The sequence below is a fragment of the Desulfurellaceae bacterium genome, assembly GCA_021296095.1.
Taxonomy (GTDB): domain Bacteria; phylum Desulfobacterota; class Binatia; order Bin18; family Bin18; genus JAAXHF01.
Map to the genome: position 1 here is coordinate 1 of JAGWBB010000032.1, position 14,865 is coordinate 14,865.

Annotated in this window: 13 protein-coding genes; all 13 read right to left on the bottom strand. The window is 65.1% G+C overall.

Annotated elements, in window-relative coordinates:
• On the bottom strand, positions 1 to 889 hold an 889-nt coding region (locus J4F42_09580; protein MCE2485748.1), incomplete at its 3' end, for a hypothetical protein.
• Between the two features lie 55 nt (positions 890 to 944).
• The gene (ftsZ, locus tag J4F42_09585) at positions 945 to 2,147 is read right to left on the bottom strand and encodes a cell division protein FtsZ (GenBank protein ID MCE2485749.1); all 1,203 of its coding nucleotides are present in this window, start codon (positions 2,145 to 2,147) and stop codon (positions 945 to 947) included.
• A gap of 46 nt (positions 2,148 to 2,193) precedes the next feature.
• On the bottom strand, positions 2,194 to 3,423 hold the full coding sequence (ftsA, locus tag J4F42_09590; GenBank protein MCE2485750.1) for a cell division protein FtsA: 1,230 nt from the start codon (positions 3,421 to 3,423) through the stop codon (positions 2,194 to 2,196).
• Positions 3,416 to 4,237 carry an FtsQ-type POTRA domain-containing protein gene (locus J4F42_09595; GenBank protein MCE2485751.1) on the bottom strand — a complete coding sequence of 274 codons (822 nt, stop codon included), beginning with the start codon at positions 4,235 to 4,237 and terminating at the stop codon, positions 3,416 to 3,418. The genes ftsA and J4F42_09595 overlap by 8 nt, the downstream gene beginning before the upstream one ends.
• Positions 4,234 to 5,178: a D-alanine--D-alanine ligase gene (locus J4F42_09600; protein ID MCE2485752.1), complete on the bottom strand. Its 945-nt coding sequence runs from the start codon at positions 5,176 to 5,178 to the stop codon at positions 4,234 to 4,236. The genes J4F42_09595 and J4F42_09600 overlap by 4 nt, the downstream gene beginning before the upstream one ends.
• Positions 5,175 to 6,164: a UDP-N-acetylmuramate dehydrogenase gene (gene murB, locus J4F42_09605; GenBank protein MCE2485753.1), complete on the bottom strand. Its 990-nt coding sequence runs from the start codon at positions 6,162 to 6,164 to the stop codon at positions 5,175 to 5,177. The genes J4F42_09600 and murB overlap by 4 nt, the downstream gene beginning before the upstream one ends.
• Positions 6,154 to 7,641 (bottom strand): UDP-N-acetylmuramate--L-alanine ligase, encoded by a 1,488-nt coding sequence (locus J4F42_09610; GenBank protein ID MCE2485754.1) that lies wholly within the window; start codon positions 7,639 to 7,641, stop codon positions 6,154 to 6,156. The genes murB and J4F42_09610 overlap by 11 nt, the downstream gene beginning before the upstream one ends.
• Positions 7,641 to 8,792, bottom strand: coding sequence for an undecaprenyldiphospho-muramoylpentapeptide beta-N-acetylglucosaminyltransferase (gene murG, locus J4F42_09615; GenBank protein ID MCE2485755.1), 1,152 nt, complete (start codon positions 8,790 to 8,792; stop codon positions 7,641 to 7,643). The genes J4F42_09610 and murG overlap by 1 nt, the downstream gene beginning before the upstream one ends.
• Complete coding sequence (gene ftsW / locus J4F42_09620; GenBank protein ID MCE2485756.1) at positions 8,785 to 9,939, bottom strand: putative lipid II flippase FtsW; 1,155 nt, start codon at positions 9,937 to 9,939, stop codon at positions 8,785 to 8,787. The genes murG and ftsW overlap by 8 nt, the downstream gene beginning before the upstream one ends.
• A gap of 40 nt (positions 9,940 to 9,979) precedes the next feature.
• Complete coding sequence (gene mraY, locus J4F42_09625) at positions 9,980 to 11,056, bottom strand: phospho-N-acetylmuramoyl-pentapeptide-transferase (protein ID MCE2485757.1); 1,077 nt, start codon at positions 11,054 to 11,056, stop codon at positions 9,980 to 9,982.
• Positions 11,056 to 12,606, bottom strand: a complete 1,551-nt coding sequence (locus tag J4F42_09630) for a UDP-N-acetylmuramoyl-L-alanyl-D-glutamate--2,6-diaminopimelate ligase (protein MCE2485758.1) — start codon at positions 12,604 to 12,606, stop codon at positions 11,056 to 11,058. The genes mraY and J4F42_09630 overlap by 1 nt, the downstream gene beginning before the upstream one ends.
• Positions 12,603 to 14,531 carry a hypothetical protein gene (locus tag J4F42_09635; protein ID MCE2485759.1) on the bottom strand — a complete coding sequence of 643 codons (1,929 nt, stop codon included), beginning with the start codon at positions 14,529 to 14,531 and terminating at the stop codon, positions 12,603 to 12,605. The genes J4F42_09630 and J4F42_09635 overlap by 4 nt, the downstream gene beginning before the upstream one ends.
• A 9-nt stretch (positions 14,532 to 14,540) precedes the next feature.
• Positions 14,541 to 14,849, bottom strand: coding sequence for a cell division protein FtsL (locus J4F42_09640; protein MCE2485760.1), 309 nt, complete (start codon positions 14,847 to 14,849; stop codon positions 14,541 to 14,543).
• Positions 14,850 to 14,865 lie beyond the last annotated feature (16 nt).

Below are 14,865 nucleotides of genomic sequence, written 5' to 3' on the forward strand. Positions count from 1 at the left end.
CGATGGTCGAACGCTGCGTAAGCCCCTCGGTCACCTGCCGTTTGATATTCTCGGCGCTGCGGTAACGGACGGGTCGATACATATAGCCGGCCGCACAAAAACGGCAGCCCCACTCGCAGCCCCGGCTGGTTTCGACCAGATACATGTCGCCAAAGACCGCTTCCGTATTCAGGAGCTGCGAGCGGGTCGGATAGGCGTCTAAGTCCCGGACCAGGCGCCGTTGCACGACAGGCTTTCCGGGGCCGCTGTAGTCGAGCCGGGTCAAACGTCCGGCGTCGTCATAGGAGGGCCTGAACTGGGTCGGCAGGTAGGCGCCGTCCAGGGCGCTCAGGCGCTCGAGCCGCTCGGCCCGGCTCAGACCTGCCGTCCGGAGTTGGTCGTAGCGCTCCAGGAACTCCGGAATCATTTCCTCGCCCTCGCCGATCAAAAACAGGTCGATAAAATCGGCGACCGGTTCGGGGTTGAGAAAGGTGGCCGGCCCACCGGCAATGACCAGCGGATGCCGGTCCTGGCGCTCGGCGGCCAAGAGCGGCAGATGGGCGGCGGCCAGGATATCGAGAATATGGAGATAATCGGTTTCAAAAGACACGGAGAAGGCCAGCAACTCGAAGTCGGCCAGGGGCCGCTGGTTCTCCAGGGAGGCGAGCGGGGTGCGGGTGCGGTTCAGCGCAACGGCTTCGTCCGGGTCGGGCAGAAAAGCCCGCTCGCAGCGGCAATGGGAATCCTGAGAGAAAATTCGGTAGGCAGCCTGAAAACCGAGGTTGGCCATCCCAACCGCGTAGCGGTTGGGATAAATCAGACACACGGGCGACTCACCGTCCGGGCCGGCCGAAAACAGCCGTGTTTCGGCCGCCAGGCGGAGACGGGCGCGCTGTGTCGTCAACCACATGGCACGACACTATCCGCCCGCTGGTGTCGGCGCAAGCCGCGCCCGGCGCAGCGTCTCACTTCGCCTGCTTGCGTAAAAATGCCGGGATATCGTAGCTATCGTTGGCCTCGGCGGCAGGCGGAGTCTCGGCGGTTTCCTCGGCTGTCTTACCGGTCTGCCGCTTCCGCTGCCAGGTCGGCGTATCGAGATCGTCATCAACGAGCGTGCCGAGGTGGACGACCTTGCGCTGACCGGCCGGCGTCCGCAGCCCGCCCTTCACCGAGCTGAGCGCCGGCGGGCGAGTGTCCTGAACCGCAGACTCGGCCTCGTCGAAGCCGGTGGCGATGACGGTAATCGACAGATCCTCTCCCATTGACTCATCAATCACCGCGCCGAAGATGATGTTGGCCTCTTCGTCCGCCTCGTCCTGGATGAGCGTGGCCGCCTCATTGACCTCGTGCAGGGTCATGCTCGGTCCGCCGGTCACATTGATGAGAATGCCTCTCGCCCCACTGATGGAAATATCTTCCAGCAGCGGGCTGGCAATCGCCCGGCGCGAGGCTTCCTCGGCCCGCCCCTCGCCGTTGGCCGTTGCCGCGCCCATGATCGCCATGCCCATCTCGGCCATGATCGTCCGCACATCGGCAAAGTCGAGGTTGATCAGGCCGCCGACCGTAATCAGGTCGGAAATGCCGCGCACCGCCTGAAGCAACACCTCGTCGGCCTTGTGGAAGGCTTCGAGCAGCGGCTGGCTGCGGCTGGCCACGGCCAGCAGCCGCTGATTCGGAATCGAGATCAGGGTATCGACGTTGTCCTTGAGCTCGCGAATCCCCTCTTCGGCCTGGCGCATGCGCCGACGCCCCTCAAACAGGAAGGGTTTGGTCACCACACCAACAGTCAGCGCACCGGTCTCCTTGGCAATACGGGCCGCAACCGGAGCCCCTCCGGTGCCCGTGCCCCCGCCCATACCGGCGGTGATGAAGACCATATCGGCCCCCTGCAGGTATCCGCCGATCTCCTCCTCGCTCTCAATCGTGGAGCGGCGTCCGATCTCGGGATTGGAGCCGGCTCCCAGTCCTTTGGTCAAATCGGTGCCGAGCTGAATCTTGGTCGGCGCCAGATTCATCTGCAGGGCCTGGGCATCGGTGTTGGCAACAATGAAGTCGACGCCGACCAGCCCGGCACTAATCATGGTATTGATGGCATTGCCTCCCGCGCCCCCAATGCCGACGATACGGATCTGCGCCCCATCTCTATCATTCTCCACAAACTCAAGCATCTCACACCTCCTTGCTCAGTTCCTCCCTCGGCGGGAAGTCCATACGCTAAAAAAAATCGCGAATCCACTCCACCACACGTTCCCGGACGCTTTGCCATCCGCGATCCTGACGGAGGGGCCCAATACCGTTCTGATGTCTTTCCTGTACGCTGGCTAAGAGAATCCCCAGACCAGTCGCGTACATGGGACTGGTCTGCGCGTCAATGAGGCCGTCCAGATGGTGCGGCGTCCCGCGTCGGGTCGGCAGTTGAAAAACCCGCTCGGCCAGCTCGGGCATGCCCGCCAAAATGGCTCCGCCGCCGGTCAGCACCAAGCCCGAACCGAGTTTGTCAAGCAGTCCCGTCAGCTCGAGCTGGGCTTTGGTCAGACTGAAGATTTCTTCGGCCCGCGGTTCGATGATTTCCCCCAGCCGGCGCCGCAGCAACTGGACCGGCTCGCGCCCGCCGAGGCGCGCCATCTCAATCGTTTCGCCGGGCAGGATCAGGTCCATCAGCGCACAGCCGTACTGTTGTTTGATCTTTTCCGCCTCGGCCAGCGGCGTACGCAAGCCGACCACCAAATCGTTGGTGATATTATGTCCGCCGACCCGGAGCACCGCCGTATGCTGGGGCACGCCACGGGCAAAGACAATCACGCTCGTTGCCCCGCCGCCGATATCGAGCAGCGCTACCCCCATTTCTTTCTCCTCCGGGGTCAGCACGGCCTCGGCTGCGGCCAGGGCGGTAAAATACAGCCGGCGCACAGACAGACCGGCCCGCTCACAGCACTTGGTGATGGTCTGAACGGCGCTGCTGGACACCGCCACCAGATGGACCGCTGCCTCGAGACGCACGCCGGAGCTGCCAACCGGATTCGTGCCCCTATCCTGGCCGTCGACCAGGAATTCCTGCGGCATGACGTGCAGGATCTCACAGTCGGCGGACAGGGCCCGGGTACGACCCACCTCAATAACCCGACGCAGGTCTTCGTCCTGCACCTCCTGGTTCTCAATAATGACCAAGCCCTGGCTGGTGATCCCCTCGACATAGCCGCCGACAATGCCGCTACTCACTTCATAGATGTCGCAGTTGGCACCGGTCTGGGCTTCCTCGACGGCTTTGCGGATGGTTTGGGCGGTCGTTTCGACATTGAGAATCAGGCCCTTGCGCAAGCCCTGGGACAGGGCGCTGCCGACCCCCAGGATTTCCAACCCTTCGAGGCTCTGGCGGGCCACAATCACCGCGGTTTTGTAGCTCCCAATATCGAGACTCACCAGGAGAGCGGCATCCTTATGCATCGTCTTCTTCTCCCTCGGCAGCTCCCCCGCGGGCCAGCGCTTGGGTGGCAGCCGGAACCGGACGGACCACCACCTGATTACGAAAGCGGGCGTCAAACACGGCCGCTGGCCCATCGACCGGCCAGGTTTCAAGCACCCGCCCAACGCGGGCCAAGTTTTCGGGCCGCGTTTCCCGGCCGACCCGAATCGTTATCTGTCGCCGGGCCAGGAACAGGGTATAGCCCGCGTCCCGCTCCCAGCGAATTTCAGACAACTGTTCCCGCCACAGCCGACTCGCCGCCAACAGCCGCAGGACGCCTCCCAGTGCACGGCGGGCGGTGGGCGCGTCCAGCCACAGGTCGGCCACACCACTGACATAGGGCAGATCGAGTCGGACGGTCGAAAGCTCGGGGTCAAAAAAGTAGCCGCCGTGCCGATCAAGATAGACGAGTTGCGCCCCTTGGACAACGGCGACGGGACGACGCGCCTCGACCCGGATGTGAACGGCGTCGGGCAGTCGGCGTTCGACCCGGGCCTGACGGATCCGGGCCTGGTCGAGAAGCCGGGTTTCGACCTGGCGGCGGTCGACCTCGAAGACCGACATACCGGCGTGGAGACCGCTCCAGCGCCGAATATCGGCCTGTGACAGCCGTCCATCGGTGTGGACGACGATGTGCTGGAGGGCGAAATAGGGCTGGGCGGCGACGAAACGGATCAGCTTTCCCCCCACGATCCACAGGCAGCCCAGCAGGAGGGTGAAGACGAGCAGCCTCCTGCCCCACGGTCGAGCCGAACGCGTTCTTGTTGATGGCGTGGGCGGCGTCGCGCGTTTCACCCCGCCCTCCCCTGGCCGTGGAGACCGGCGCGCTGCAAAATCGCCTCGACCAGCGCTGCGTAGTCCAGCCCAGCGTGGGCGGCAATGCGCGGCAGATAGCTGAGTTCGTGCAGCCCGGGCAAGGAATTGACCTCCAGCACAAAAATCTGTCCGTCTTCGGTCACCCGCGTATCGACCCGGCTATAGCCACCGCAGCCCAGCGCCCGGTGGGCCTCAAGGGCAATCCCAAGCACTTGGTCATACACCGCAGGCGCAAGCGGGGCGGGCATCAGGAACTCCTCTCGGCCGGCCGTGTACTTGACCTCGTAGGAGTGGAATTCTCCCTTGGCAATGACCTCCATCGCTCCCAGCGTGTGCTCGCCCAGAATCCCGACCGTAACTTCGTGGCCGCCGATATACGCCTCGACCAGGCTGGCCGCGTCAAACCGGGACGCCTCGGCCAGGGCCGCCGGCAGATCGGGGCTGGAGCGCACGATACTCACCCCCACACTCGAGCCCTCGGCGCTCGGCTTAACCACAACCGGAAACGACAGCGTGGCGAGCTTCCACTTCGCCGCCCGGGTATCGATCACCTCCCAGGCCGGAGTTGGAATCCCGTGGGTGTGCCATATCCGTTTAGCCATGGGTTTGTTCATGGCCAGCGCGCTGGCCAGGACGCCCGAGCCGGTATATGGGATCCCCAATACCTCCAGGACAGCCTGGACCGTGCCGTCCTCGCCAAACTTTCCGTGCAGGGCGATGAACACCACATCGACCCGGCGCGCCTGGCTCAGCCACCCGCCGTCAGCCTGCACCTCAATGGCGGTCACATCGTAGCCCAGGCCGCGCAGCGCCTCACACACCGCACTACCGGTTCGCAGCGAAATCTCGCGCTCGGCCGACACACCGCCCAGCAGCACGCCGACCGTTTTTCCGCGCCAGCGCGGGCCCTCGGTACTCATGGTCCCTCCTCAGATGCGTGGGCAGCCAGACCCGGTCCTCCCCGGCCCTGCTCCCAGTCTCCGACCAGACGCAGCTCCGGCTCAAGCCACACCTGGTGGGCAGCCCACACTGTGCGCTGTACGTGTTCCATCAGCCGCTTCACCTCGGCCGCCCGCGCGCCACCGGTATTCAGGATGAAATTGGCGTGCTGCTCGGACACCCGCGCCTTCCCGCAGCGGGCGCCTTTCAGTCCGGCCAGCTCGATCAGACGACCGGCATAGGCGCCGGGCGGATTTTTGAACACCGAGCCCGCGTTGGGAGAGCCGTGCGGCTGGCTGGTATGGCGTCGTGTCTGCGCCCGGCGCATTGCCGAGCCGAGCCGGGCCGGCTCCTGAGGGTACAGGCGAAAACCGATCTCGGCCACAATGAAGTCGGATGGCAGCGCGGTGCGACGATAGCCAAAGCCGAGTTGCTCTGCCGACAGACACACCACCCGAGCGGCACGATCAACACCCCGAATCATTTCCACAACCTGACTCAACTCCCCACCAAAAGCGCCGGCATTCATCAGCAGCCCGCCGCCCACACTGCCGGGAATGCCCTCGGCGAACGTCACCCCGGCATAGCCCTTGGCCACGGCTTCGCGGACAAAGCGACCCAGCGAACGTCCAGCGCCAACCCGCACCCGCCGCTCGGTCCGGTCGGCCCCGGACTCGCTCCACCGGCTATAATTAAACCCCTTGCCGAGCTTGACTACAACACCGCGGATACCCGCATCGCTGACCAGGAGATTGCTGCCTCCGCCCAGGATGAACAGCGGCAGCCCTTCGGTTCTGACCAGCCCGACTACGGCTTGGAGTTCGGCCAGGCTGTGGGGTTCGACAAAGATGTCGGCCGGACCGCCAATCCGAAAAGACGTATAGCGGGCCAGTATGACATCGCGACGGACCTGGCAGACCTGGTCGCTCAGCAGCCGCAGCAGCCGGTTTTTCCGTTCAGCCTGCACCCGTCCCCCTCTTTTGCAGCAGCGCCAGCAGCTCGTCCCCGGTCCGGTGGATATCCCCGGCGCCCAGGGTCATGACCATGTCACCCGGCCGGACGCAGTCGAGAGCCGCCCGGGCCAGCCCCTCCCGGTCGGCAACAAAACGGACCTCGGTATGACCGCGCTGGTGCAGCGCCCGATACAGCCGATGGCCCGACACGTCGGCCCGCGGCTCCTCACCGGCCGGGTAGATCTCGGTCAGCAAGACCGTGTCGGCATCATCAAAAGCGGACAGAAACTCGTCAAACAGAGCCTGGGTGCGCGAATAGCGGTGGGGCTGAAACACTGCCACCAGGCGCCGCGCCGGGTCGGCCTGGCAGCTGCCCTCACGGGCCGCCCGCAGAGTCGCCCGCAGCTCCTCGGGGTGGTGCGCATAGTCGTCAACAACCAGCACCCCAGCGGCCTCGCCCTTGACCTCAAAACGGCGCTGAATGCCGTCAAAGCCGGTCAGGGCGTGCTGCACGCAGGCAAACGGGATCCCCAACTCCCGCGCCACCGCTACCGCGGCCAGGGCGTTGAGCGCAGAGTGGCGGCCCGGCAGCTTGAGGTGTAGAGGTCCCAATCGCTCGTCGCCGGCCCAGACCTCACAACGGGTGGTCATGCCCGACACGCGAACATCGCGGGCCATCAGGTCGGCCTCCGGACTCAGGCCATAGGTGACAAAGCGCTTGTGGACGTGGGGCAGCAGCGCCCGGACATTGACACTGTCCAGGCACAAGACGGCCCGGCCATAAAACGGGACCCGGTTGACAAAGCGCAGATAGGCGTCTCTGACCCGGTCCATATCGCCGTAAAAATCGAGATGCTCGGGATCGATATTGGTGACCACGACAATCGTCGGGCTCAGCAGCAGAAAGGTCCCGTCGCTCTCGTCAGCCTCGGCCACCAGAAAGCGGCCCTGCCCCAAGCGCGCGTTCGAGCCGACAACGTTCAGCCGGCCGCCGATCACACACGTCGGATCCAGGTCGGCCTGGGCCAGAACGCTGGCCACGAGCGAGGTGGTGGTGGTTTTGCCGTGGGTGCCGGCAATCGCAATCCCGTATTTGAGACGCATGAGCTCGGCCAGCATCTCTGCCCGCGGGATGACCGGAATGCGCAGCTCCCGAGCCCGGCTGACCTCTGGATTGGCGTATTTCACGGCCGACGAGATGACCACCACGTCGGTCCGCAGGTCAATGTGCTCAGCCCGATGTCCATAGGCGATCTGAGCCCCGAGGCGGGTCAGGCGACGGGTCGCGTCCGACTCGACCTGGTCCGAACCGCTGACCTGATAGCCCAGATTCAGCAGCAGCTCGGCAATGCCGCTCATGCCGATCCCCCCGATGCCGACAAAATGAATATGGCGGTTGGTGTCAAACAACACCTGCCCCTGGGGACCGAGCGTCCCAGCCGGCCCATTTCCGGACCGTCCGAGACCCGTGGTCGGTGTTCTTTCGGCCATTACCGTCCCGCTTCTCCGGCCGCGAGCTGGGCTGCGGCCGGGACACAGGCCAGACACTCGCGCAAGACACGTGTCGTCGCATCGGCTTGGCCGCAAGCCGCCGCAGCCCGGGCCATGGCGTGCAGGCGGGCAGGCTCACGCATCAGGCCGCCGAGAGCCTGCGCAACCCGCTCCGCACTCAGCTCGGCGTCCAGAATCATCAGCGCCGCTCCGGCTCGGACCAGCTGCTCGGCGTTGACGCGCTGGTGATCGTCCGCCGCATACGGGTAGGGCACAAAGATCGCCGGTTTACCCAGGGCTGTCAGCTCGGCCAGGGTCATGGCGCCGGCCCGGCAGATGACCAGATCGGCCGCCGCATAGGCCGCGTCCATGGCCTCGATGAAAGGCACAACCTCGGCCTCAACGCCAAGCCGAGTATAAGCATCGCGGACCTCGGCGTGCTCGGCCTGGCCGGTCTGATGCACGATGCGGAGTTGGCCGGACGGCACGCCGAGGGCGGCAAAGGCCGACGGCAGGGTTTGGTTAAGCCGCCGGGCGCCGGCACTCCCGCCGAGGACTAAGACGCCGAACGGTCTGGTCCGCCCGGCGCCGTTCGGCTCCGCAGGTCTGGGCGACAGCTCGGCGCTTCGCCAGCGCACCGGAGTCCCGGTATAGACCGCTTTTCCGGCCGGAAAGCGGGCCACGGTAGCGGGAAAGCCAACACACACGCGGCTCGCAAAACGCCCCAACAACCGATTGGTGAGGCCCGGAATCGCGTTCGGCTCAAGCAGCACGCACGGAATACGTCGCAGCCAGGCTGCCACGACCGTCGGCCCGGACGCATAGCCGCCCAGGCTGAAAATCAGATCGGGTCTGAACTCGCCCAGGATGCGCCACGCCGAGCCAACCCCGCGCAGGGCTGCCCAGCCGGCCTGGAGCCCGCCCCACCAGCCTCTGCCCCGCAGCTGTTGGGCGGAAATGAGTCGCAGCGGAAACCCCAGGCGCGGAACCAGCCGCCCCTCCAGGCCGTACGGGGTGCCGACGAACAACACCTCGGCCGCCACTTCTCGCTGGGCGTCTTGGGCGAGCGCGACTCCCGGAAACAGGTGGCCCCCCGTTCCCCCGGCGGCCAACAGCAGCCGCAGCCGTCCGGGTGTGGGCGTCCTAGGCATGAATCCGGTTCTCCGGTCGAATCTCGCGCGACAGGCCCAACAGGATACCCACATAGACCAGCGCCATGCACAGCGACGACCCACCATAACTGATAAACGGCAGGGGCAGACCTTTTGTCGGGAGCAGGCCCAGCACCACCGCCATATTCAGGCCGGCCTGACCGACCAGCAGAAAGCTACAGCCAAAAGCCAGCAGCTGACCAAAGCGATGGGGATGGCGCAGCGCGATCCGTATGCCGCGGGCACCGACGACGACAAACAGGCCGAGGATCAGTCCCGTCCCCCACAGCCCGGTTTCTTCACCCACCACCGCGAAGACAAAGTCGGTGTGCGCCTCGGGCAGGTAGAACATCTTCTGGCTGCTCTGGCCCAGGCCGACACCGTGGGCCCCGCCCGCCCCAAAGGCCAGCAAGGACTGGTGCAGCTGGTAGCCGCCGGCCTGGCGGTGGGCGGCCGGGTCGAGAAAAGACAGCAGTCGGGCGCTGCGGTATTCGGCCGCCATGATCCCATACGTCACCACGACCAGCCCGGCTCCGACCAGCAGAGCCATGTGCCGTTTGCGCGCTCCGGCGACAAACAGCAGGACGAGTAGCGTCATGCCCACAAAGACCGCCCCGCCCAGGTCGGGTTCTATCACAATCAGGAAGGCGACCAGCCCAACGACCAGGACATGGGGCAACACGCCAGACACAAAATCGTGCAGACGCCGGACCTTTTTGACCAGGGAGAAGGCCAGGTACAGCACGACCGCGCCTTTGGCGAACTCGGACGGCTGGACATTGATCGGACCGAGATGGATCCAGCGCTGGACTTTTCCCTCGGACAGCAGGACGACCAGCAGCCCCACAACTGCCAGCAACAGGGCCGGATAGGCACAGCGCCAATAGCTGGCCGATGACAGCCGAGCGGTCAGCCCCATCGCCATCAGGCCCAAGGCCAGCGCCAGGGCCTGTTTCCAGACAAAGCGATAGGGCTGATCGCCATGCTCGGCGGCATAAAAATAGGTGGTGTTCAAGACCATGAGCTGACCGATCAGCAGCAGCAGCAGCACGCTGGCCAGCAGCCAGCCATCCATCGCTCCGGGGCTGATAGGGGCCGGTGGCTGGCCTTCGAGCCGGGCCGTGTCTGCCTGCGTCCTGCTCTCCATCTTTATCCCGTTTGTCGCGGTTCGACCATCCGCCCGCACCTCACCTCAACTTCAGCGTACACAGCGCCAGCAGCGCGCAAATAATCGACACAATCCAGAACCGGACAATAATCAGGGGTTCCGGCCAGCCCAGCAACTCGAAATGGTGGTGGAGCGGCGCCATACGAAAAATCCGCTTGTGGCGCAGCTTGTACGAGGCAACCTGGACAATGACCGAAGCAGCCTCGGCCACAAACACTCCCCCGGCCAGGATCAGGACGATCTCCTGCTTGCAGATCAGAGCCACAATACCCAGCGCAGCCCCCAGCGACAGCGCTCCGGTGTCGCCCATAATCATTTGGGCCGGATAGGCGTTGAACCACAGAAATCCGAGTCCGGCGGCGGCCAGCGCCCCGCAGAAGATGGCCGCCTCACCCGCACCGGGGACATTCGGCACCTGTAAATACTCGGCTATCTTGGCATGGCCGCTGACATAGGAAAACAGGGCGTAGGTCATCCCGGTAATCATCACCGGCCCAATCGCCAAGCCGTCCAGCCCGTCGGTCAGGTTGACCGCATTGGAGGCGCAGACAATCACCAGGGCGGCGAACGGAACATACCACCAACCCAGATCGGGTCGCAGGTCTTTGAAAAACGGAATCGTCAGGCTGGTGTCGAAGCCCGGCAGGCAGATCAGACATACGGCCGCCCCCAGGGCCAGAACCAGCTGGCACAGCAGCTTATATTTGCCTCTGAGGCCAATAGAATTTTTGTGCGACACCTTGCGGTAGTCATCGGCAAAACCGATCGCCCCAAAGCCGACTGTCACTCCCAGTGCCAGCCACACATAGAGATTGCTCAGATCGGCCAGGAGCAGGGTGGCGATCGCCAGGGAGAACAGAATCAGCGTCCCGCCCATGGTCGGCGTTCCGGCTTTGCTCAGGTGCGCCTGCGGACCGTCGGGCCGGATCGGCTGTCCGACCTGCAGGGCGGTCAGCCACGCGATCAGCCGCGGACCGAGGAAAAAGGACACCGTCAGTGCCATGATGGCGGCCAGCAGCGTCCGAAAGGTGATATAGCGGAAAACGTTGAGCACCGAGTAGCTGGTATGGAGCGGATACAGCAGCAGGTAGAGCATCAGCCGGCCTCCTGTGCGGAGAAATAGTGGCGGACCTCCTCCCGATCATCAAAGTGATGCTTGCGGGTTCCGATAATCTGGTAGTCCTCGTGACCCTTGCCGGCAATCACCACCACGTCTCCAGGCCGAGCCCCGGCCAGAGCGGCCTGAATCGCGGCCCGACGGTCGGTCAGGAGCACATAGCCGTGCCGGGCGGCGGCCAGGGCCGACGGTTCGGCCAGCCGTCGCATCCCGGCCTCGACCAGACCGCGTTCGGCGTCGGCCAAAATACGCTGCGGCTCCTCGCTGCGCGGATTGTCCGAGGTTAACACAACCAGGTCACTCAGCCGGCCGGCAGCCTGACCCATGAGCGGCCGCTTGCCCCGGTCCCGGTCGCCACCACAGCCAAAGACCGTTACCAGACGTTCTGGGGTCAGCGAACGCACCGAGCGCAGGGTCTTGTCGAGCGCGTCGGGTTTATGGGCATAGTCGACAATCACCTCAAACGCCTGGCCGACATTGAGCCGTTCCAAACGCCCGGGTACCCTGGGACAGGCGGCGATGCCGGTCGCAATCGTCTCTGCCGGTACGCCCAGGGCGTGGGCCGTGGCCGCCGCAGCGACAATATTGTACAGGTGTGGCTCCCCAATCAAGGCCGACGAAAACGCGACCGGCCGGCCTTCCAGCCGCAACACCCCGCGCAGGCCGCCCAAGCTCTGTTCACGCGCCGCAATCGAGACCATCGCGTCGGCACGGCAGCCGTAGGTGATCAGCCGGCCGGGCAGCTGATAGCCGGCCAACTTCCGACCCCACGGGTCATCCACATTGACTGCGGCAAAGCGTCCGGCCTTGGGCGAGTCGGCCAGACCGGAGCGAAACAGTCTGACCTTGGCGGCAAAATAGTCGTCCAGGTCGGCGTGAAAATCGAGGTGATCTCGGCCCAGATTGGTAAACACCGCGCCATTCCACTGGCAGCCGCGGACCCGTTCCTGGACCAGGGCGTGGGACGAGACTTCCATGACCGCGTGATCCACGCTCGCGTCGGCCATGGTGGCCAGCAGGGACTGGAGTTCGACCGCTTCGGGTGTGGTAAAGGGTGCCGGCTGTTGGCGTCCCTGGTAGCGATAATTGACCGTACCGATCACGCCGGGCGACCAGCCCATGGCCAGCCAGATGGCCTCCAGCAGGTAGGTCGTGGTGGTTTTCCCACTCGTGCCGGTCACGCCGACCAGCGACAGCCGAGCGCTCGGCTGTCCGTAAAACCGGTCGGCCATCAGCCCCAGCAGACGCCGTGGCGCCGCGCAGCCAATCAGGCCGAGCGGCCGCGCATAGCCCGACAGCCGCCGTTGGACGGCGGGGTAGTTGTCGTGGGCCACGACGAGGGCGGCAGCTCCCCCCCGCAGGGCGTGGTCTATGAACGCCGCGCCGTCGGTCTTCGTCCCCGGCAGGGCAAAAAACACGGCTCCGGGCCGCACCTGCCGTGAATCGTAGGCCAGCTGCTCAATGGGGATGTCCAGGCAGCCCGCGGTCCGCACCTCCAGGCCCGGGGGCAATAGCTCGGCCAGCCTCACAGCACACCCTCCTCAACACCGGCCGGCCGGGTCGGAGCCAGGCTCAGACGGTAGAACGGCTGGGCGGTGTGTGGGTCGTGCTGCACGGCCTGAGCGACGACATAGCCGCTCCCGGTCGTGCTGACCCGCCAGCCGTGTCGGTCGGCCATACGCAGGGCTTCACGCAGGCTGAGACCCAGAAAATTCGGCCGCCCGAGCTCATCCGGGCTGGGAGACGGGTCGGACCGGGTCGGGCCGGCAACCTGGACCGGAACGGGTACGGCCTCGACGCCCAGCCAAGCCAGAGCCTGGCTGGCAATAGCCCGGAAAACCGGTGCGGCAACCTGACCGCCATAGTATCCACCCCGACGCGGTTCATCGACAGTAATCGCGATCACCAGCTGTGGCGCATCGGCCGGTACGATCCCGACAAAAGAGGCAATATGTGTCCGAGCCGAGTAGGCGCCCTCGTCGTCGAGCTTCTGGCTCGTTCCAGTCTTGCCGGCAACCCGAAAGCCCTTGAGCCGGGCTCGCCAACCGGTTCCGCCGGGTTCAACCACCTGTTCGAGCAGTCCGACCACCTGTTTTGCTGTCTCAGGCCGGACCGTCTGCCAGACGTACTGCGGACGGTTGGCCTTGAGCACCGTCCCCTCGCTATCCCGGATGTCCTGGACGACATACGGCCGCATCAACACTCCCTCGTTGGCCAGAGTAGCAAACGCGGCGGCCAACTGCAGGGGAGTGACCGCCACCCCATAGCCAAAACTCATCGTGGCCAGCTTGATATCCGACCAGTGCCGATCCGCGGACAGCAGGCCCGAACTCTCGGCCGGCAGATCAATCCCACTGGTCTGGCCCAGACCAAACGCGCGCAGATACCGGAAGTAGGTTTGCTGACCCAGCCGCTCGACGACTTTGGCCGCCCCGATATTACTCGAGTGCTTGATGATCTCGGCAAAGCTCAGCCAGCCGTGCGGTCGATGGTCGTGGACCGTCCGCCGACCGATCCGATAGCGACCCTGTTCACAAAAGATTTGCTCCTCGGCGTGTACCAGCCGACTGTCCAGCGCGGCTGCGGCCAGCAGAGACTTGAGGGTCGAGCCGGGCTCGTAGACCTCGCTGACCAGCCGATTACGACGGTCTGCGGCCGGTGTGGCCGCCGGGTTGTGGGGATCGAAACTCGGCACCTGGGCCATGGCCAGGACGGCAAAGCTGCGGGGATCGAGAATGACGACCGTACCGGCCTTGGCCGCATGCGCTTCAACCGCCCGGGCCAATTCGTGCTCGGCGATGTATTGCAGTCTGGCATCGAGGCTGAGGCGAACCTCGAAGGTCCGGCTGAGTGCCGTGTCCACACCCTGGGCAAAAATCACCCGGCCAAAGGCGTCGCGCAGTCCGGTCAGTTCGGCCGGTCGTCCGCGCAAATAGTGGTCATAGGACTGCTCGACGCCGGCCAGCCCCTTGGCATCAATATCGGTGAAGCCGAGCAGTGGTGCAGCCAGACTGCCCTGAGGATAGACCCGCCGTTCACTCGGCCGACTGCCAACCCCGTCAATACCCAGGCTGCGAACCTGGGCCGCCAGCCGGGGCGAGACCCGGCGTTGTAACCAGACAAACGAGGCCGATTTTTTCAGCCGCTGGGCGACCTGTGGAGCCGGCAGGCCCAGGGCGGCGGCCAGAGCCGGCAGCCGCTCATCAATCCCGTCCGACAGCTGAGCAGGGTGGGCAAAAAGGGACTCGGCCGCCACGCTCAGGACCAGCGGCGTCCCGTTCCGATCAACAATCGTCCCCCGCTGCGAAGTCCAGCGAATCCGCTTGTGGTGTTGATTGGCCGCCTGGTCGGCCAGCTCCCGGTGTTGGAGAACCGTCAGCTGGACCAGCCGAGCGGCGACCAGCACGAGGCCCAAGCCCATACACAACGCGGCGACCCACAACCGTTTTTTCATCCCCCCTCCTCATCGTCCTTGCCGGACCGTCTTGACCTGTTTGACCTGCTTGACCTGACCGGCCCGGGGCAGGCCGAGTCCCAAACGCTGGTGTGCCAGCTGGGCAAGACGACCCGATGCCGTCAGCCGGCTCCACTCGGCTTCGAGGCGGCGCTGCTCGGCCTCAAGCGTTTGCAGCAGGTGGCGCGTGTCCGACAGCGCATAGCCCGTTGCCACGACCTGGAGCCGGGTCCAAATCTGGGCACAGACCAGACCTAGGCCGAGCAGGGCAACCAAGCCATGACCCAGCCACCGACGCGCAGGACTCGAGTGCGGCATGCTGTTCTTCCTCTCT

What these genes read in the sequence shown, in the direction of transcription:
- ftsZ (MCE2485749.1), bottom strand. Translation starts at nt 2,147, where the DNA reads ATGCTTGAGTTTGTGGAGAATGATAGAGATGGGGCGCAGATCCGTATC.
- ftsA (MCE2485750.1), bottom strand. Translation starts at nt 3,423, where the DNA reads ATGCATAAGGATGCCGCTCTCCTGGTGAGTCTCGATATTGGGAGCTAC.
- J4F42_09600 (MCE2485752.1), bottom strand. Translation starts at nt 5,178, where the DNA reads ATGAGTACCGAGGGCCCGCGCTGGCGCGGAAAAACGGTCGGCGTGCTG.
- J4F42_09610 (MCE2485754.1), bottom strand. Translation starts at nt 7,641, where the DNA reads ATGGCCGAAAGAACACCGACCACGGGTCTCGGACGGTCCGGAAATGGG.
- murG (MCE2485755.1), bottom strand. Translation starts at nt 8,792, where the DNA reads ATGCCTAGGACGCCCACACCCGGACGGCTGCGGCTGCTGTTGGCCGCC.
- ftsW (MCE2485756.1), bottom strand. Translation starts at nt 9,939, where the DNA reads ATGGAGAGCAGGACGCAGGCAGACACGGCCCGGCTCGAAGGCCAGCCA.
- mraY (MCE2485757.1), bottom strand. Translation starts at nt 11,056, where the DNA reads ATGCTCTACCTGCTGCTGTATCCGCTCCATACCAGCTACTCGGTGCTC.
- J4F42_09635 (MCE2485759.1), bottom strand. Translation starts at nt 14,531, where the DNA reads ATGAAAAAACGGTTGTGGGTCGCCGCGTTGTGTATGGGCTTGGGCCTC.
- J4F42_09640 (MCE2485760.1), bottom strand. Translation starts at nt 14,849, where the DNA reads ATGCCGCACTCGAGTCCTGCGCGTCGGTGGCTGGGTCATGGCTTGGTT.